Here is a 16,944-nt window from a genome sequence, read left to right on the forward strand (position 1 = left end):
CCATCTCGGTCCTCCCATACAACGCCTCGCAAGGAACGCAGGTCATGCGCGTTGGGGTTTTCGGCGCCACGGGCGCCGTCGGCAAGGAACTGGTGCAGGTCCTGGGGGACCGCGGCTACCCGGTGACCGAGCTGCGCCTCTTCGCCTCCACCCGCAGCGCCGGCACCCGAATTCCCACCCCCTTCGGCGACAAACGGATCGAGGTCTACGACCCCGCCACCCCGCCCCGCCTGGACCTCGCCCTCCTGGCCGTTTCCGGCGAATGGTCCAAGGCCCATGCCCGCGAACTGGTGGCCGCCGGCGCCGTGGTGGTCGACAACTCCTCCGCCTTCCGCCTGGAGAACGACGTCCCCTTGGTGGTGCCCGAGGTCAACGCGGCCGCGGCCGGCAACGCCCGCCTGATCGCCAACCCCAACTGCACCACCGCCATTCTGGCCGTCGCCCTCGCCCCGCTGCACGAGGCCTTCGGCCTCAAGCGGGTGATCGTTTCCACCTACCAGGCCGCCTCCGGGGCCGGCGCCGAAGGCATGCAGGAACTGGAAGATGGCTTGCGCGATGTTCTGCTGAACGGCGGCCAGGCGAAGAACAGCTTCTTCCGCCACCCGCTTCCCATGAACCTCATCCCGCACATCGATAGCTTCCAGCCCAACGGCTATACGCGGGAGGAAATGAAGGTCACCTGGGAAACCCGGAAGATCATGGGCCTGCCCGACCTCCTGATCTCCTGCACCGCCGTCCGCGTCCCCACCATGCGCGCCCATGCCGAGGCCGTGACGATCGAAACCGAGCGCCCCGTCACCGCCGAGGCCGCCCGCCGCATCCTCTCCACCGCCCCTGGCGTGAAGCTCGTGGACGACGTGGAGAATGCCCTCTACCCCATGCCGCTGACCGCCAGCGGCCGCTACGACGTCGAGGCCGGCCGCGTCCGCGCCAACCCGGTCTTCGGCGAAAACGGCCTCGACTTCTTCGTCTGCGGCGACCAGCTCCTGAAGGGCGCCGCCCTCAACGCCGTGCAGATCGCCGAGGCTCTTCCCGTCCGCCTGGCGGCCTGAACACCTCCGCCGGGCCGCGCCCCGGGCGCCAGGCGCCGAAAGGGCCGGGGTTCATCCCCGGCCCTTCCCTTTTCAGGCGATCTGCTGGCTCTCCGCCCCGCTGTCCGGCCGGGCCGGCCCCAGGTTCGGCACCGGCCCCATTGGCACGTTCTTGAACACCGAGAACTGCCCCTTCCCGTCCAGGGAGGGCCCCTGCGTCCAGCGCCCCTCCGGAGCCTCGGACCCCTGGAGCCCCGTGTCGAAGAAGTCGTAGTTGTGCCGCTGGTCTTCCTTCTCCTGGGGGAAGGAATTGGGGATCGGCAGCGCCCCCTGGGCCCCGCCCAGTTCCTCGATCACCGCCAGCCACTGCTGCTGGTGCATCGTGTCGCGCGCGATCAGGAAGTGCAGCATGTCCTTCATGCCCGCGTCCTGCGTGGCGTTGAAGAGCCGCACGGCCAGCACGCGCCCGGTGCTCTCCGCCGCCACGTTGCAGTACATGTCCGCCGCCAAGTTGCCGCTGGCATAGATATGCGACATGTCGAAGGGCACGCCGTCCGAATTCGCCGGGAAGGCCGCCATCCCCGTCGAGAGCATGTGCCGGTGCAGCATGCCCTCGATCGTGTGGCGCGCGTTGCCGCCCCCCATCACCGCGCCCACGATGCCGTCCGCAGCACCCTCTTCCTGCAGCTTGGTCGGCGCCGTCTCCAGGTTCATCGCCACGGCGTTGGCGAGCATCTCGATATGCCCGATCTCCTCCGTCGCCGTGTGCATCAGCATGTCCCGGTACTTCGGGTTGGGCGAGCGGTTGCCCCAGGCCTGGAAGAAGTACTGCATGCAAACCCGGATCTCGCCTTCCACCCCGCCGATCGCCTGCTGGAGCATGCGCGCGAAGATCGGGTCCGGCGTGTTCACCACAACCGGGTACTGAAGCCGTTTATCGTGATAAAACATAGGTTAATCCTCGTCCTGGGCTGGATGTGAACCCCGCCCCGACAACGCCCCCACGTGCGTTCCGTTGGATAGAAAATCCGGCACACAGCCTTTTTCGGCACCGTGAGGAAGGCTTCGTGCCTCTATTCATTCCCGGCCAGACAAGAAAAAGGCGCGAAAGGGCTTCCCCTTCCGCGCCCCATCGAATCCGGCAGCCCTCGTGGCCACCAGCGGCTGCCGCAGCGGAAGGCGGGGACCAAGGCCCCCGCCAGGCGCGGTCTCAGCCCGCCAGACTGCGCCCGGCCGAGCCCAGGTCCGCGAAGGCCTCGTCCAGCCGCTTCGCCACGCCCTTCTCCGCCGCCCGCAGCCACTTGCGCGGGTCATACAGCTTCTTGGTCGGCTTGCCGTTGGACGGGTCGATCTGGTGCGTGAAGGCCACCGGGTTGGCCTGCACATAGGCACCCACCGGCTCGGCGAAGGCAAACTGCGTGTCCGTGTCGATGTTCATCTTGAACACGCCATAGGAAACGGCCTCGGTGATCTTGTCCTTCTCGGACCCCGACCCGCCGTGGAACACCAGGCTCATCGGCTTGTCGCCGCCGCCGAACTTCCCGGCCACCGCGTCCTGCGACGCCTTCAGGATCTCCGGCCGCAGCTTCACGTTGCCCGGCGCGTAAACCCCGTGCACGTTCCCGAAGGACGCCGCCATCGTCACATGCCCGATCGGCGAAAGCACCTCCCAGGCGCGCAGCACGTCCTCGGGCTGCGTGTACAGATGCGCGTTGTCCGCCGATTCCTCGATGTCGTGCCCGATCCCGTCCTCCTCGCCGCCCGTCACGCCCAGCTCGATCTCCAGGCTCATGCCCAGGGGCGCCATGCGCTTCAGCACCGCCGCGCACTCGGCGATGTTGGTCTCCAGCGGCTCGGCCGAAAGGTCGATCATGTGGGAGGAGAAGAGCGGCTTGCCCGTCCGCTTCATGTGCTCCTCGCCATGGTCGATCATGGCGTTCACCCAGGGCAGCAGCGAACGGTCGGCGTGGTCCGTGTGCAGCACCACGCAAACCCCATAGGCCGCGGCCATGGTGTGCACGTGCTGCGCCGCCGAAACCGCGCCCAGCACCCGCGCCGCGTTGGCGTCCGGGCAGCCCTCGCCGCCGAAGAAGCGCGCACCCCCGTTGGAGAGCTGGATGATCACGTCGGCCTTGTTCTTCGCCGCCGATTCCAGCACGGCGTTGATGCTGTTCGTGCCCACCACGTTCACCGCCGGCAGCGCATAGCCGCCCGCGCGGCACGCCTCCAGCAGCGTCAGGTAGTCGGCGCCCGTGACGACGCCCGGCTTCAGCTTCGATCCGGTCCCGGCCGGCGAGATATGGTTCACGCTCTGGTTCCTGCTCTGGTTGGTCAGGGTTGGGGGACGGCCCCATAGCACGGGCCATCCCGCCCCCTGCGGTGTCCCACGGAAATATCATGGAAATAGGGCGGCGGGCTCCCCCGCGCGAACAAAGCAGGTATAGACCCGCCGATGCCCCCCGCTCCGGCCACACCCCGCCTGCTGCTGCCGGAAGCCCCCGCCCTGGTCGCCGGCATCCGCCGCGCCACCCTTCTCACTCCCGAGGGCGAGATCGAGTCCCTCTCCGCCTCCGACCTCGCGCGCCGCCTGCCGGATCTCCCGCCCCCTCTCCTCGTCCACGCTCCCGCCACGGCCCGCCGCCTGGGCCTGCCTCCCTTCCCCGTGGCCTTCGACCTTCTCGAACTCTTCGCCTTCGCCATGCCGGCCCAGCCCGCAGCGCCCACCCCGCGTGGCCTGGCCCTCGCCCTGGAACTCGATCCGCCCAAGGACGACGAGGCCGCCGCCATCCTCCTTCCGGAGATCGCGACCACCCTCCTCCGCCACCTCGCCACCACCCGCCACGCCCTGCCGAACCGCGACGCCGCCCAGCTCACCGCCCGCCTGCGCGACGCCGCCGACTGGCCCTGGGCAGCCAGCGTCCTCGCCGCCCTCGGCCAGCCCGATCCCCACGCGTCCGCCGACGCGCTGAAAGTCTGGCGCCGCCTTCCCGACTGGGAGGAAACGGCGCCCCCCACCCCGCCTGCCTCCATCCCCATCGCGCCGCTGGAAGCCCGCAAGCGCCTGGCCGAGATCCTCGGCGCCGACGCCGAAACCCGCCCCGCCCAGGCCGACTACGCCTCCGCCGCCTCGCTGGCCTTCGCCCCGCGCGAGGTGGAGGGCCAGCCCGCCCTGGTCCTCGCCGAGGCCGGCACCGGCACCGGGAAAACCCTGGGCTACATCGCCCCCGCCTCCCTCTGGGCCGAGCGCAACGGCGCCCCCGTCTGGATCAGCACCTACACCCGCAACCTCCAGCGCCAGATCGACCAGGAACTCCACCGCCTCTACCCCGATCCCGAGGACCGCCGCCGGCACGTCGTCATCCGCAAGGGCCGTGAGAACTACCTTTGCCTCCTCAACCACGAGGAAGCCGTCAGCGGCGCCATGCCATCCCGCCTCCTCGCCCTCTCCCTCGTTTCCCGCTGGGCCTTCGCCACGCGCGACGGCGACATGCAGGGCGGCGACTTCCCCGGCTGGATCGCGGAACTCTTCCCCTGGGGCCATGTCGCGGGGCTCACCGACCGGCGCGGCGAATGCATCCACTCCGCCTGCCCCCACTGGCGCCGCTGCTTCGTCGAGCACTCCATCCGCCGCGCCCGCACCGCCCGGCTGGTGATCGCCAACCACGCCCTCGTCATGGTCCAGGCCGCGCTCGGCGGCGGCGAGGACAAGCCCGCCCTCCGCTACGTCTTCGACGAGGGCCACCACCTCTTCGACGCCGCCGACAGCGCCTTCTCCGCCGAGATCTCCGGCGGCGAGATGGCCGAGCTCCGCCGCTGGCTGCTGGGCGCGGAAGGCTCCCGCGGCCGCGCCCGCGGCCTCCGCCGCCGCCTGGAGGAAACCACCACCGACCACCCCGCCCTCCTCCCCCTCGTGGAGGAAGCACTCCGCCATGCCGGCTCCCTCCCCGGCCCCGGCTGGGGCTCCCGCCTCGGCGCACCCGAGGAGCGCGCCCCCCACGAGGAGGAGGAGGACCCCCGCCCCGGCATCCCCACGGCCACCAACCCCGCCGAGGCCTTCCTCCGCACCGTCATCACCCAGGTCCTCGCCCGCTCGGCCGAGGCCGACACCGGCTACGACGCCGAATGCGACCTCCACCCCCTCAACCCCGGCGTGGCCGAGTCCGGCGCCGCCCTGGAGGACGCCCTCGGCCGCATCGAGACCCCGCTCCGTGCCCTTCACGCCCGCCTCACCGGCCTGCTGGAGGACCCCGATGCCGAACTCGAAACGGGCGACCGCATCCGCCTCGACACCGCCCGCCGCGTGGTGGACCGCCGCGGCCTGTGCCCGCTCGGCGCCTGGCGCGCCATGCTCCAGGCCCTCGCCGCCCGCCCACCCGAGCCCGGCACACGCCCAGCCCATGTGGACTGGCTCGCCCTCACCCGCCGCGAGGGCCGCGTGATCGACGCCGCCCTGCACCGCCACTTCCTCGACCCCACCGAACCCTTCGCCGCCGCGGTCGCCGCCCCCTCCCACGGCCTGCTCATCACCTCCGCCACGCTCCGCGACAGCGGCGAGCCCGACGGCGAGGCCGCCTGGGAGGAAGCCGAGGCCCGCACCGGCGCCAACCACCTCCCCTCTCCCGCCATCCGCGCCGCCGTCCCCTCCCCCTTCAACTACCCCGACCAGACCCTCGCCATCGTCGTCACCGACGTCTCCCGCGAGGGCTCGCAGGCCGCCATGGCCATGGAGCAGCTCTTCCGCGCCTCAGGCGGGGGAGCGCTCGGCCTCTTCACCGCCATCCGGCGCCTGCGCGACGCCCATGTCCGCATGGCCCCCGGCCTGGAAGCCGCAGGCCTTCCCCTCTACGCCCAGCACGTCGATGCCATGGACAATGCCACCCTGGTGGACGTGTTCCGCGCCGAGGAAGACTCCTGCCTCCTCGGCACCGACGCGCTGCGCGACGGCGTGGACGTCCCCGGCCGCTCCCTCCGCCTCCTCGTCTTCGACCGCATCCCCTGGCCCCGCCCCACCATCCTCCACCGCGAGCGCCGCACCCATCTCTCCGGCGGCCGCCCCAAGGCCTATGACGACGCCATAGCCCGCCACCGGCTCCGCCAGGCCTTCGGCCGCCTGGTCCGCCGCGCCGACGACCGCGGCGTCTTCGTCCTGCTCGACGCCCGCGCGCCCACCCGCCTCCTCGCCGGCCTCCCGGAAGGCGTCCCCGTGCGCCGCATGGGCCTGGCGGAGGCGGTGCGCGAGACCCGTTCCTTTCTGGAGGATCAATTCCCGGTTGGCGCGCCTCGCGGCGATTGACGCGCCCGCGCGGCCGCGCGAACCCTGCGCGCATGATGGATACGAACGCGATGGACGCCCAGCCGGCCCTTCCCACCCGCTTCTCCGCGCAGGAAGCCCTGATCTGCGCCATGGTCCTGATGGGCGTGTCCGACCGCGGCATGTCGGACGCCGAACTCGCCACCATGTCCCGTCTGGTGCGCGAGCTGCCCGTGTTCGGCGATTTCCACCCCACGGAGATCGACACCGTCACCGAAGTGGTTCTGGGCCTGCTGGACCAGAATGACGGCCTGGACCGTGCCGCCGAGATGATCCGCGACGCCCTGCCGCCCCGCCTGCGTGAGACGGCCTACCTTCTGGCCTGCGAGATCGCCGCCGCCGACGGCGACGCCTCCCAGGAGGAACTCCGCTTCCTCCAGGACTTCCGCATCACCCTCGACATCGACCGCCTGATCGCCGGCGCCATCGAGCGCGCGGCCAAGGCCCGTTACCAGGTCATCTGAAGGGCAACATCCCCGCCGCAACGGCGTTGGGGGTCATGACATCCCGAAGGGAGCATGACATGCCCGAAAATACCGGCCACACCACCCACCCCACGGTCAACGCCAGCTTCGCCACGCGCGAGGAAGCCGAGTCCGCCCTGCAGTACCTCAACGCCGAGGCCATTCCGCAGGAACTCGTCGCCATCCGTACGGGCGAAACGTCCCTTGCCCCGCCCCAGCCGCCGGGAGAGCCGGAAGGCCAGGTCCAGGAGGACGAGCACCGCAACCTCCGCACCATGGGTTCCAGCATGGCGGCCGCAGGTGCCGGCATGGCCGCGGCGGGCGCGGTGGTCGCCACCGGCGGCGCGGCCCTTCCCGCGATCGCGGCAGCGGCCGTCGCGGGCCTCGGTGCCGGTGCCGCCAGCGAAGGCGTCTCCGCCGCCTCGGGCACGAACGTGAAGCCTGAATCGGAGAAGGCAGCCGCCGTCGTGACCGTCACCCCCGCCACGGCCGATCAGTCCGTGCGCGCCAAGGGCGTTCTCGGCAAGCTGTCGGCCATCAAGGTCTGGGAGGAGTAGGCGAACTTCAGTCCGGCAGGAGCCGTGTCACCGACGGTGCCGGCTTCTTCGGCCTCTGCTCCACCTCGTAGGTGACCTCCTCACCCTTGCGAAGCTCACGCCGGCCCGCCGCCTCCACGGCGGAGGCATGGACCAGCACATCCGGCCCGCCATCCTCGGGCCGGATGAAGCCATAGCCCTTGTGCGGCTGATACCAGATCACCGTGCCCCTCGGCATCGCCGCGCCTCCCGCATCATGCGAAGTGGCCATACGAAGCCCCACCCCTCCAGTGCAAGGGAGCCCGCCCCGTAATCGACGGATGCCCGCGGGTGATGGGTGCTTTCGATCCGGGCGCGGCCTCCGTCCGGAGGCTCCAGACCGCCGGGGATCGGCTCGGCTACTGCGACCGGCCGGAATGAACCAGGGCCGGCAAACCCGGATGCGGCGGAACTGCGCGTGCCCGTTCCTCAGCCTTCCCGGTAGTCGCGTCCCGGCTCGGCATCGGACTCGGCCCATCGAACAGAAAGCCAAAAGTCCCTAAGCCGATCCCATAGAAGAGGTCGTAGGACCGGGCCAGTGTCAGACGAAGGGCCGATAGCGAGTTCAGGGCCTGCATCACAACCTCTGGTGGAAAGCATGCCTGAAAGCTAAGCGAGGCCCTCGGCCGATCACAACCTCGCAAGCGCCGCTTCAACGAAAGGATTTGTAGGCCGCCCCTCGGCTGCGACCCTCCCTCCGGAAGCGGGCCACCGAACGCAGAAGGGGCGGCCCGTCGCCGGGCCGCCCCTTCCTTGAACGCCTGATCCCCGCCAGCCCGGCGAACCGGGCCGGCGAGAGCCGATCAGAAGTCCATGTCACCCATGCCGCCCATGCCGCCGCCCGGGCCACCGGCCGGAGCAGCCGCCTTCGACGGGCGCTCGGCCACCATCGCCTCGGTGGTGATCAGCAGCGAGGCCACCGAAGCGGCATCCTGCAGGGCCGTGCGAACGACCTTGGTCGGGTCGATGATGCCGGCCTCGACGAGGTTCTTGTACTCGTCGGTCTGGGCGTCATAGCCGTACTCGTAGGCGTCGGAGCGGAGCACCTCACCAGCGATCACGGCGCCGTCCTTGCCGGCGTTCTCGGCGATCTGCTTCAGCGGCACCGCAATGGCGCGCCGAACGATCTCGATCCCGACCTGCTCGTCGTTGTTCAGGCCCTTGAGGTCGGACAGCTTCAGGCTGGCGCGCAGCAGAGCCACGCCACCGCCGGGAACGATGCCTTCCTCAACCGCGGCGCGGGTCGCGTGCAGCGCGTCGTCGACGCGATCCTTGCGCTCCTTCACCTCGACCTCGGACGAACCGCCGACGCGAATGACGGCCACGCCGCCAGCCAGCTTCGCCAGGCGCTCCTGCAGCTTCTCGCGGTCGTAGTCCGAGGTGGTCTCCTCGATCTGCGCCTTGATCTGCTCCACACGGCCCTCGATGGCGGACTTCTCGCCGGCGCCGTCGATGATCGTGGTGTTCTCCTTCTCGATGCGAATGTTCTTCGCACGGCCGAGCTGGTTCAGCGTCACGCTCTCGAGCTTGATGCCGAGGTCCTCGGAGATCACCTCACCACCCGTCAGGATGGCGATGTCCTCGAGCATCGCCTTGCGACGGTCGCCAAAGCCCGGGGCCTTCACGGCCGCGATCTTCAGGCCGCCACGCAGCTTGTTCACCACGAGCGTGGCCAGAGCCTCGCCCTCGATGTCCTCGGCCACGATCACCAGCGGACGCCCGGACTGCACAACGGCTTCCAGCAGCGGCAGCATCGGCTGCAGCTGGGAGAGCTTCTTCTCGTGGATCAGGATGTACGGGTTCTCGAGCTCGGCGATCATCTTCTCCGCATTCGTGATGAAATACGGGGAGACGTAGCCGCGGTCGAACTGCATGCCCTCGACGACGTCGAGCTCGGTCTGGATGGACTTGGCTTCCTCGACGGTGATGACACCCTCGTTGCCGACCTTCTCCATCGCCTGCGCGATCATCTCGCCGATCTCGGTCTCGCCATTGGCGGAGAGCGAACCGACCTGGGCCACCTCGGCGGAGGTCGTGATCTTGCGGGTCTTGGCCTGCAGGTCAGCGACGATCACGGCGACCGCCTTGTCGACGCCGCGCTTGAGGTCCATCGGGTTGAGCCCGGCGGCCACGGCCTTCGCACCCTCGCGGATGATGGCCTGGGCCAGCACGGTCGCGGTGGTGGTGCCGTCGCCGGCCAGGTCGTTCTGCTTCGAGGCCACTTCGCGCACCATCTGCGCGCCCATGTTCTCGAACTTGTCGGCCAGCTCGATCTCCTTGGCGACGGTCACGCCGTCCTTGGTGATCCGCGGCGCGCCGAAGCTCTTGTCGAGCACCACGTTGCGGCCCTTGGGGCCCAGCGTGACCTTCACGGCATCGGCGAGAATGTCCACGCCGCGCAGCATGCGCTCGCGGGCATTGGAACCGAACTTGACGTCCTTGGCTGCCATACTTGCTTCTCCTGCTTCTCGTTGCTGCTCAGGCGGCCTTGGCGGTGGTGGCGCCGGTGTTGTCGACGATGCCCATGATGTCGGACTCCTTCATGATCAGGAGCTCCTCGCCATCGAGCTTCACCTCGGTGCCGGACCACTTGCCGAACAGGATGCGGTCGCCGGCCTTCACGTCCAGCGCCACGATCTGGCCCTGCTCGTTGCGCGCGCCGGCGCCGACGGCCACGACCTCGCCCTCCTGGGGCTTCTCCTTGGCGGTGTCGGGAATGATGATGCCGCCAGCGCTCTTCTCTTCGGCCGTGACGCGGCGAACGAGAACGCGGTCGTGCAGGGGACGGAACTTGGTCATGCGGTCCTCTCCTGAGCCTTTATCTGGGATGAACCCGGCCGGGTGCCCGAACCACGTCCCGAGGGGCCGTTAGCACTTGCACCCGGTGAGTGCCAGCGATCTAGGGGATCGACCCCCCTTCCGTCAAGTCCGGCAGCACTCTCGGGCGTGGAGTGCCAAAGCATTGATATGAAACATTTATTGTCTTCCATGGTTGATGTTGCATGGCACCATCAGCCCCTCGCGGCACTCTCGCCGCCTGGTTGAGAGGAACTGGGACATGCTTCTGCACGGCATCGAGCGCGTCGTCCGCATCCCCGACTGGCGCCTGACCACGGCCGAAATCCTGTACCGGATGCCCGACCATCCGGCCCTCCTGCAGACCTTCGTGTGGCAGAAGGTCGATCAGGCCCCGAACTTCCCGGAGCTGCACGGCTTCCTCGACTTCTGGCGGCGCGAGATCGAGGGCGCGCTCCACTCCGTCCGCGTCGCCTCCGCCGCCCTCTGGCGCCCCGCCGACTTCACCTATGCGGAAGGCGAGCTTCGCCTGCACTGAGCGCAGGCGCGGAGGCGGCCGCTCAGGGCGCCGCCCCCGCGAACCAGCCCAGCACCCCGCTCAGCGTCAGCACCGACGCCATGGTCCCGAGCAGCACCGCTGCGCCCGAACGCTCCATTCCCACGGCGTAACGCCGCGACATCAGGAAGGCATTCGCCCCCGTCGGCATCGCCGCCATCGTCACCGCCACCGAAAGCTCCAGCGCCCCGAGCCCGACCAGCCGTCCCGCTGCCAGCACCACCAGCGGCATGGCCACAAGCTTCAGCGCGTTGATCACCACCGCATCTACCCAGTCCCGCCGCAGCCGGAAATCGCGCAGCGAGGCGCCCAGGCAGAACAGCAGCAGCGGGCTTGTCCCCGCCCCCAGAAGCTCCAGGAAACGCACCAGGAAAAAGGGCGGCGGCGGCAGCACCAGAGCCCAAAGGTTCCCCAGCACCACCGACACCACGATCGGATTCCGCGCCACCGAGCGGATCGTGGTCCGCACCACCCGCATCGGGGAGGCTCCCTCCGCCAGCCCCATCTCCGCCACGATGGTCGTCAGCGGCATGAAGATCAGCGAATACAGCGCGATGATCGCCGTGGCCGGCCCCAGTCCACCCGGCCCGAAGGCTGCCAGCACCACCGGCACCCCCATCATCAGCGTGTTGCCGAAGGCGCAGTTCAGGGCGAACAGCCCGGACTCCGCGAGCCCCCTCCCCGCCACCAGCCGCGAGAAGGCCAGCGCCGCCGCGTAAATCCCCAGCGCCCCCGCGAAGAAGGCCACCTCCAGCCGCCCGCCATGCGCGGCAAGCCCGCCTCCTGCGGCCGCCGACACGAACAGCAGCGCCGGCGCGCAGAGCCAGTAGGCGAAGTCATTGAGTCCCCGAAGCGCCTCGTCCGCCACCATCCGCCGCAGCGCCGCCCCGTAGCCGAGCGCGATCAGCAGGAAAACCGGCGCGACGAGGCCGAGGACCCCGAGCACTACCCCATCCCCGCCACGAAATCCCCGAGCCAGGGGTTCCGCGCCCGCGCCGTCCGCGCCGCGTGCAGAATGGCGGCCACCGTCTCCACCGTATCCTCGAAAACGCTGTTCACCAGCACATGGTCGAATTCCCGCCAGTGGGAAGCATCGTCCCGCGCCTTGCCCATGCGCCGGACGATCTCCTCCTCGCTATCCTGCCCCCGCGTCCGCAGCCGCCGCTCCAGCTCCGTGATGGAGGGCGGCAGCAGGAAGATCCCCACCACGTCCTCGGGCATGGCGGCCCGCAGCAGCAGGTGCCCCTGCCAGTCCACGTCGAACAGCACGTCCCGCCCCCCGGCCAGCGCCCGTTCCACCGGCTCTCGCGGCGTGCCGTAGCGCCGGCCATAGACATGCGCGCTTTCCAGAAGCAGCCCCGCCGCCTCCATCGCCTCGAACTCTTCCTGGCTGCGGAAGTGGTAATGCACCCCCTCCACCTCCCCCGGCCGCGCCGCCCGCGTGGTGGCGGAAACGGAGAGCGACAACTCCGCCTCCCGCTCCAGCAGCGCCCGCGACACGCTGGTCTTTCCCGCGCCCGAGGGCGCCACCAGCACCAGGCAGAGCCCCCGCCGCTTCATCACGCCACTCATTCCACGTTCGCCGCCTGCTCGCGCAGCCGCTCGATCGCGGCCTTCAACTCAAGGGAAATCCGCGTCAACGCCAGGCTGCCCGACTTGGCGCCCAGCGTGTTCGCCTCACGCCCGAACTCCTGGGTCAGGAACTCCAGCTTCCGCCCGATCGGCGCGGGGTCGGCCAGCAGCGCCCGCGCCGCGTCCACATGCGCCCCCAGCCGGTCGAGCTCCTCCCGCACATCCGACCGCGCGGCCAGCAGCGCCACCTCGGCTGCCAACCGGTCCTCCGGCACCCGCCGCTCCCCATCCAGCAATTCCGCCAGAACGCCGGCCAGCCGCGCCCGGTGCGCCGCCGGCTGCCCCGCCGCCTCCGCCACCGCCCGCCGGCACAGCGCCTCGATCTCGTCCAGCAGCGTCGCCAGGATCGCCGCGAGCCGGGCGCCCTCGGCCGCCCGCGCCGCGAACAACTCCTCCAGCGCCTGCGTGAAGCCCTGTGAAACCGCCGCCCGCCGCGCGCCCTCCGCCGCCTCGTCCGGCACCTCCACCTCGGTTCGCAACACGCCCGGCAGCGCCAGCACCGCCTCCGGCCGCGGCGCGGCAGCCCCAGGCATCCGCTCCGCCAGTTCGCGCACCAAGGCCATGGCCCGGTCCAGCGCGGCCTGGTCGAGCACCAGCTTCGGCGCCCGGTCCTCCCGCTTCACGGTCAGGGTGGCGTTGACGTTCCCCCGCGCGAACCGCCCCGCCGCCGCCTCGCGCAGCGGCAATTCCAGCACATCGAGCCCACCCGGCAGCCGCAGCCGCACGTCCAGCCCGCGCCCGTTGACGCTGCGAAGCTCCCAGGCGAAGGGGGTGCCGTCCGGCAGGGTGCCGGTGGCGCGCGCGAAGCCGGTCATGGATCGGATGGACATGCGCGGCCTTCTGCGGCGGGAGACGGGACGATGCAAGGCAGCCTCCCGATTTGGCTCCCCAACTGTTCCCGCGCGGCCATAACCGGCGCCTCCTCCGGTCTCGGCGCGGCCCTCGCCCAGGCCCTTGCCGGCCCCGGGCGCATCCTTCACCTGGCCGGCCGCGACCCCGCCCGCCTCGGCACCACCGCCGCCTCGTGCCGCGCCGCCGGCGCCACCGTCACCGAAACCGCGTTCGACGTCACCGACGCGCCCGCCGCCCGCGCCTGGATCGAAGGCACCGGCGGCCTCGACCTGCTGGTCGCCAACGCCGGCACCTCCGCCGGCACCGGCGGCACCAGCGAATCACCCGACCAGGTCGCCCGCATCTTTGCCGTGAACCTCACCGGCGCCCTGAACACCATCCTGCCCGCACTCGACCTGATGCGCGCCCAGCCACCGGGTCCGGACGGAATCCGCGGCCGCATCGCCGCCATCGCCTCCATCGCCGCCTTCGTGGCCTCGCCCGGCGCCCCCGCCTACTCGGCCTCCAAGGCCGCCCTGCAGCGCTGGACCGAGGCGACGGACGCAACCGCCCGCCGCGACGGCATCCGCCTGCACGCCATCTGTCCAGGCTTCATCCGCACGCCGATGACCGCGCCCAACCAATTCCCCATGCCGCTCCTGATGGAACCGCAGGAAGCCGCGCGACGCAGCCTCGGCGGCATCGCGCAGGGCCGGGCAAGGGTGGTGTTTCCCTGGCCCGTCTATGCGGCAGCCCGCCTCATGGGCGCCCTGCCGCCCGCCTGGCTCAGCCGGCTTCCGTCGAAGGCCGGCTCACGGGAGTGACGATCTCCGGATCGGCCACCTTCCGTTCCGAGCCACGCCGAGCCCAGATGTTCAGCCCCTCGACCCCCGCCGCGAAAGCCATCGCGACGTAGACGAAGCCCTTGGGCACGTGGAAGCCGAAGCCCTCGCCCAGCAGCACCATCCCGATCATCACCAGGAAGGCCAGGGCCAGCATCACCACCGTCGGGTTCTTCTCCATGAAGTTCGACAGCGCATCCATCGACAGCAGCATCACCGTCACCGAAACCAGGATCGCGACAACGATCACCCACATCACCGTGGTCAACCCGACGGCCGCCAGGATGCTGTCCACGCTGAACACCATGTCAATCAGGATGATCTGGAACACGGTCGCGCCGAAGCTGGCGGTCACCGCATTCGCCGCCTTCTCCTCGGCCTGCGCCGCCGGGTCCACACGATGGTGGATCTCCACCACCGCCTTGCCGATCAGGAACAGCCCGCCCGCGATCAGGATCAGGTCCTTGCCGGAGAAATCCATTCCCAGCACGGAAAAGAACGGCTGGGTGAGGGAGATCAGCCAGCCCACCCCGGCCAGCATGCCCAGCCGCATCACCACCGCGAGCCCGAGCCCGATCAGCCGCGCCGATCTCCGCCGCTCCACCGGAAGGCGATTGGTGAGAATGGCGATAAAGACGAGGTTGTCGATCCCGAGGATCACCTCCATCCCGATCAGGGCCACGAGGGCGATGATGACTTCGGCTTCCACGGCTCAAACATGTCCTTTCTGTAATGCAGCTCCCTGTATGGGGAGAGAAAGGCTTTCCTGAAAGACCTGCGCGCGGGAAAGGCCCCTCGCCCCTCCCGGCATGGAACGGGATTTGCTCCGCCTTTCGCAGCCCAGCCTCACCGAGGGTCAGCGAAAAGGAACCGGATCATGGAAGTCGGCGTCTTCATCCCCATCGGCAACAATGGCTGGCTGATCTCGTCCAACGCCCCCCAGTACAAGCCGAGCTTCGAGCTGAACAAGGAGATCGCCCAAAAGGCCGAGCACTACGGCCTCGACTTCCTGCTCTCCATGATCAAGCTCCGCGGCTTCGGCGGAGCAACCGGTTTCTGGGACTACAACCTGGAATCCTTCACCCTCATGGCAGGCCTCGCCGCCGTCACCACCCGCATCAAGCTCTTCGCGACCGCCGCCTCCCTCGTCCTGCCCCCTGCCATCATGGCCCGCATGGCCGTCACCATCGATTCCATCGCCCCCGGCCGCTTCGGCGTGAACCTCATCACCGGATGGCAGCGCCCGGAATACTCCCAGATGGGCCTCTGGCCCGGCGACGAGCACTTCGCCAGCCGCTACGACCACCTCTCGGAATACGCGACCATCATCCGCGAGCTCTGGGCCACCGGCCGCTCCGACTTCAAGGGCAGCCACTTCCAGATGGACGACTGCCGTCTCCTCCCCATGCCGGCCGGGGAGATCAAGATCGTCTGCGCCGGCCAGAGCGCGGCCGGCCTCGACTTCATGGCCCGCTACGCCGACTACAACTTCTGCTTGGGTCAGGGGATCAACACCCCCGGGGCGCTCGCCCCCATGACCGCCCGCGTCCAGGCGGCCGCCGCGGCGACGGGCCGCAAGGTCGGCTCGCTGGCCCTCATCATGATCATCGCCGATGAGACGGACGAGGCCGCCATGGCCAAGTGGCAGCACTACCAGGCCGGCGCCGACCGCGAGGCCATCGCCTGGATGGCCGGCCAGGCCGCCGCCGACACCCGCTCGGGCGCGGACACCAACGCCAAGCAGTATGCGCTGCCCGAAGGGGCCATCAACCTGAACATGGGCACGCTGATCGGCTCCCACGCCTCCGTCGCCCGCATGCTGGACGAGATGGCGGAGGTCCCGGGCCTCGCCGGCGTCCTCCTCACCTTCGACGACTTCCAGCGCGGCATCGTGGAGTTCGGCGAGCGCATCCAGCCGCTGATGCGCAGCCGGGCCCATGTCGCCGCACCGGCCGAGCCGGTGCCCGAGCCGGCCTGAGCCATTCCGCGGGCGGCCACCCTCAGGCCGCCCGCGCTCCACTGGTGGCCAGCCAGACCCCCGCCAGGATCACCACGCCCCCCGCCACCACGCGCAGTTCCGGCCATTCCCCCAGCAGCAGCGCCGCGAACAACGCCGCGAAGCCCGGCTGCAGGTAGCTGGTCATCGCGCCATCCGTCGCCCGCGCCCGCTGCAGCAGCATCAGGAACAGCGTCAGCGGCACCGCCGAGGCGACCAGCCCCACCCACAGCGCCGCCCCATAGACCGCCCAGGGCTGGTCGAAGCTGCCGGCAGGATCGAAGAACAGGCTGAGCAGCCCCGCGCCCGCCGTGCCCACCACCTGCTGCCCGACCGAGAGCGCCACCGGGCTGCCCGGCCGGACCCGGCGCACATAGATGGTGCCCACGGCGTAACCGAAGGCGACCACCAGCACGAGCAGCCCGGCCAGCCCCGCCTCCCCGCCGGAAAGCGCCTGAGGACCCAGGATCACCGCGATCCCCAGGAACCCGATCATCATCCCCGCGAGCGTCCGCGGTCCCGGCCGCTCCGCCGGAAGAAAGCCGAAGGCCAGGAGCGCCACGAAGAGCGGCGTGGTGGACTGGACCAGCGCCACCGAAGCCGCGCCAAGGGAGAGAAGCGCCATGGCGGTCAGGCAATTCGCCAGCCACCCGTTGGTGCTTCCCAGCACCAGGCCATGCCGCCAGAAGCGCAGCCCCAGCCCCCGGAAAGCCCCGGTCGCGAAGGCGAAGCCCAGCATGGCGACGCAGCCCACCACGCCCCGGCTGAAGGAAAAGGAGAAAGGCGGCATCGACCGCGCGGCCTGGCGTATCACCGGAAAGGCCGTGCCCCAGAGCCCCGCGATCACCAGCAGCCGCCACCACAATGGCCAGCCGCGCAGCCCCGGAGGGCCGCTCACGCCCCCCGCGTC

At 70.1% G+C, this 16,944-nt stretch carries 17 protein-coding genes; 7 read left to right on the top strand and 10 right to left on the bottom strand.

Translation table 11 applies throughout. The annotated features are described in order from the left end of the window. Positions 1-44 precede the first annotated feature (44 nt). Positions 45-1,052: an aspartate-semialdehyde dehydrogenase gene (locus tag ACFFIC_RS06775; protein WP_377049408.1), complete on the top strand. Its 1,008-nt coding sequence runs from the start codon at positions 45-47 to the stop codon at positions 1,050-1,052. A gap of 72 nt (positions 1,053-1,124) precedes the next feature. On the opposite strand, the gene ACFFIC_RS06780 is transcribed toward ACFFIC_RS06775, so the two are convergent. Then, on the bottom strand, positions 1,125-1,982 hold the full coding sequence (locus tag ACFFIC_RS06780; protein WP_377049409.1) for a manganese catalase family protein: 858 nt from the start codon (positions 1,980-1,982) through the stop codon (positions 1,125-1,127). Between the two features lie 259 nt (positions 1,983-2,241). Then, entirely contained in the window at positions 2,242-3,339 is a 1,098-nt protein-coding gene (fbaA, locus tag ACFFIC_RS06785) for a class II fructose-bisphosphate aldolase (RefSeq protein WP_377049410.1), read from the bottom strand. Positions 3,340-3,483: 144 nt separating this feature from the next. On the opposite strand from fbaA, the gene ACFFIC_RS06790 reads away from it, so the two are divergent. The 3 genes from ACFFIC_RS06790 to ACFFIC_RS06800 are packed head-to-tail and all read left to right on the top strand — an operon-like array spanning position 3,484 to position 7,363. After that, complete coding sequence (locus ACFFIC_RS06790) at positions 3,484-6,324, top strand: ATP-dependent DNA helicase (RefSeq protein ID WP_377049411.1); 2,841 nt, start codon at positions 3,484-3,486, stop codon at positions 6,322-6,324. Positions 6,325-6,356: 32 nt separating this feature from the next. Continuing rightward, the gene (locus tag ACFFIC_RS06795) at positions 6,357-6,806 is read left to right on the top strand and encodes a tellurite resistance TerB family protein (protein ID WP_377049412.1); all 450 of its coding nucleotides are present in this window, start codon (positions 6,357-6,359) and stop codon (positions 6,804-6,806) included. 59 nt (positions 6,807-6,865) lie between these two features. Beyond that, positions 6,866-7,363 carry a hypothetical protein gene (locus ACFFIC_RS06800; RefSeq protein WP_377049413.1) on the top strand — a complete coding sequence of 166 codons (498 nt, stop codon included), beginning with the start codon at positions 6,866-6,868 and terminating at the stop codon, positions 7,361-7,363. A 7-nt stretch (positions 7,364-7,370) separates the two neighbouring features. On the opposite strand, the gene ACFFIC_RS06805 is transcribed toward ACFFIC_RS06800, so the two are convergent. The 3 genes from ACFFIC_RS06805 to groES all read right to left on the bottom strand — a co-directional run bounded on the left by ACFFIC_RS06805 (position 7,371) and on the right by groES (position 10,180). Beyond that, a complete protein-coding gene (locus tag ACFFIC_RS06805) occupies positions 7,371-7,580 on the bottom strand; it encodes a cold-shock protein (RefSeq protein WP_377049414.1) in 210 nt (69 codons plus the stop codon). A 604-nt stretch (positions 7,581-8,184) separates the two neighbouring features. Then, positions 8,185-9,831 (bottom strand): chaperonin GroEL, encoded by a 1,647-nt coding sequence (groL, locus tag ACFFIC_RS06810; RefSeq protein ID WP_377049415.1) that lies wholly within the window; start codon positions 9,829-9,831, stop codon positions 8,185-8,187. A 28-nt stretch (positions 9,832-9,859) separates the two neighbouring features. After that, complete coding sequence (gene groES / locus ACFFIC_RS06815) at positions 9,860-10,180, bottom strand: co-chaperone GroES (RefSeq protein WP_377049416.1); 321 nt, start codon at positions 10,178-10,180, stop codon at positions 9,860-9,862. A gap of 259 nt (positions 10,181-10,439) precedes the next feature. On the opposite strand from groES, the gene ACFFIC_RS06820 reads away from it, so the two are divergent. After that, complete coding sequence (locus ACFFIC_RS06820; RefSeq protein WP_377049417.1) at positions 10,440-10,715, top strand: usg protein; 276 nt, start codon at positions 10,440-10,442, stop codon at positions 10,713-10,715. A 22-nt stretch (positions 10,716-10,737) separates the two neighbouring features. Here the strand turns inward: ACFFIC_RS06820 and ACFFIC_RS06825 are convergent, their stop codons facing one another. The 3 genes from ACFFIC_RS06825 to ACFFIC_RS06835 are packed head-to-tail and all read right to left on the bottom strand — an operon-like array spanning position 10,738 to position 13,195. After that, the gene (locus ACFFIC_RS06825; protein ID WP_377049418.1) at positions 10,738-11,679 is read right to left on the bottom strand and encodes an AEC family transporter; all 942 of its coding nucleotides are present in this window, start codon (positions 11,677-11,679) and stop codon (positions 10,738-10,740) included. Next, positions 11,679-12,293 carry a guanylate kinase gene (gene gmk, locus ACFFIC_RS06830; RefSeq protein WP_377049419.1) on the bottom strand — a complete coding sequence of 205 codons (615 nt, stop codon included), beginning with the start codon at positions 12,291-12,293 and terminating at the stop codon, positions 11,679-11,681. Before gmk ends, ACFFIC_RS06825 begins: the two co-directional genes overlap by 1 nt. 8 nt (positions 12,294-12,301) lie before the next feature. Next, positions 12,302-13,195 carry a YicC/YloC family endoribonuclease gene (locus ACFFIC_RS06835; RefSeq protein WP_377049420.1) on the bottom strand — a complete coding sequence of 298 codons (894 nt, stop codon included), beginning with the start codon at positions 13,193-13,195 and terminating at the stop codon, positions 12,302-12,304. Positions 13,196-13,225: 30 nt separating this feature from the next. Between ACFFIC_RS06835 and ACFFIC_RS06840 the strand changes: the two genes are divergently transcribed. Continuing rightward, entirely contained in the window at positions 13,226-14,020 is a 795-nt protein-coding gene (locus ACFFIC_RS06840; RefSeq protein WP_377049421.1) for an SDR family NAD(P)-dependent oxidoreductase, read from the top strand. On the opposite strand, the gene ACFFIC_RS06845 is transcribed toward ACFFIC_RS06840, so the two are convergent. Continuing rightward, entirely contained in the window at positions 13,983-14,747 is a 765-nt protein-coding gene (locus ACFFIC_RS06845) for a TerC family protein (protein WP_377049422.1), read from the bottom strand. The two genes, ACFFIC_RS06840 and ACFFIC_RS06845, sit on opposite strands and share 38 nt — an antisense overlap. Before the next feature lie 168 nt (positions 14,748-14,915). Between ACFFIC_RS06845 and rutA the strand changes: the two genes are divergently transcribed. Then, positions 14,916-16,016 (top strand): pyrimidine utilization protein A, encoded by a 1,101-nt coding sequence (gene rutA, locus ACFFIC_RS06850; RefSeq protein ID WP_377049423.1) that lies wholly within the window; start codon positions 14,916-14,918, stop codon positions 16,014-16,016. 22 nt (positions 16,017-16,038) lie between these two features. Here the strand turns inward: rutA and ACFFIC_RS06855 are convergent, their stop codons facing one another. Beyond that, entirely contained in the window at positions 16,039-16,932 is an 894-nt protein-coding gene (locus ACFFIC_RS06855; RefSeq protein ID WP_377049424.1) for a DMT family transporter, read from the bottom strand. Positions 16,933-16,944 lie beyond the last annotated feature (12 nt).

This window comes from Muricoccus vinaceus (genome assembly GCF_042433125.1).
GTDB classification, from domain to species: Bacteria; Pseudomonadota; Alphaproteobacteria; order Acetobacterales; family Acetobacteraceae; genus Roseomonas; species Roseomonas vinacea.

Bases quoted from the DNA above. Each gene is read 5' to 3' on its own strand.
- ACFFIC_RS06780 (WP_377049409.1), bottom strand. From the start codon at position 1,982: ATGTTTTATCACGATAAACGGCTTCAGTACCCGGTTGTGGTGAACACG.
- ACFFIC_RS06840 (WP_377049421.1), top strand. From the start codon at position 13,226: ATGCAAGGCAGCCTCCCGATTTGGCTCCCCAACTGTTCCCGCGCGGCC.
- ACFFIC_RS06800 (WP_377049413.1), top strand. From the start codon at position 6,866: ATGCCCGAAAATACCGGCCACACCACCCACCCCACGGTCAACGCCAGC.
- rutA (WP_377049423.1), top strand. From the start codon at position 14,916: ATGGAAGTCGGCGTCTTCATCCCCATCGGCAACAATGGCTGGCTGATC.
- groES (WP_377049416.1), bottom strand. From the start codon at position 10,180: ATGACCAAGTTCCGTCCCCTGCACGACCGCGTTCTCGTTCGCCGCGTC.
- ACFFIC_RS06775 (WP_377049408.1), top strand. From the start codon at position 45: ATGCGCGTTGGGGTTTTCGGCGCCACGGGCGCCGTCGGCAAGGAACTG.
- gmk (WP_377049419.1), bottom strand. From the start codon at position 12,293: ATGAAGCGGCGGGGGCTCTGCCTGGTGCTGGTGGCGCCCTCGGGCGCG.
- ACFFIC_RS06790 (WP_377049411.1), top strand. From the start codon at position 3,484: ATGCCCCCCGCTCCGGCCACACCCCGCCTGCTGCTGCCGGAAGCCCCC.
- ACFFIC_RS06805 (WP_377049414.1), bottom strand. From the start codon at position 7,580: ATGCCGAGGGGCACGGTGATCTGGTATCAGCCGCACAAGGGCTATGGC.
- groL (WP_377049415.1), bottom strand. From the start codon at position 9,831: ATGGCAGCCAAGGACGTCAAGTTCGGTTCCAATGCCCGCGAGCGCATG.
- ACFFIC_RS06820 (WP_377049417.1), top strand. From the start codon at position 10,440: ATGCTTCTGCACGGCATCGAGCGCGTCGTCCGCATCCCCGACTGGCGC.
- ACFFIC_RS06795 (WP_377049412.1), top strand. From the start codon at position 6,357: ATGATGGATACGAACGCGATGGACGCCCAGCCGGCCCTTCCCACCCGC.
- ACFFIC_RS06835 (WP_377049420.1), bottom strand. From the start codon at position 13,195: ATGTCCATCCGATCCATGACCGGCTTCGCGCGCGCCACCGGCACCCTG.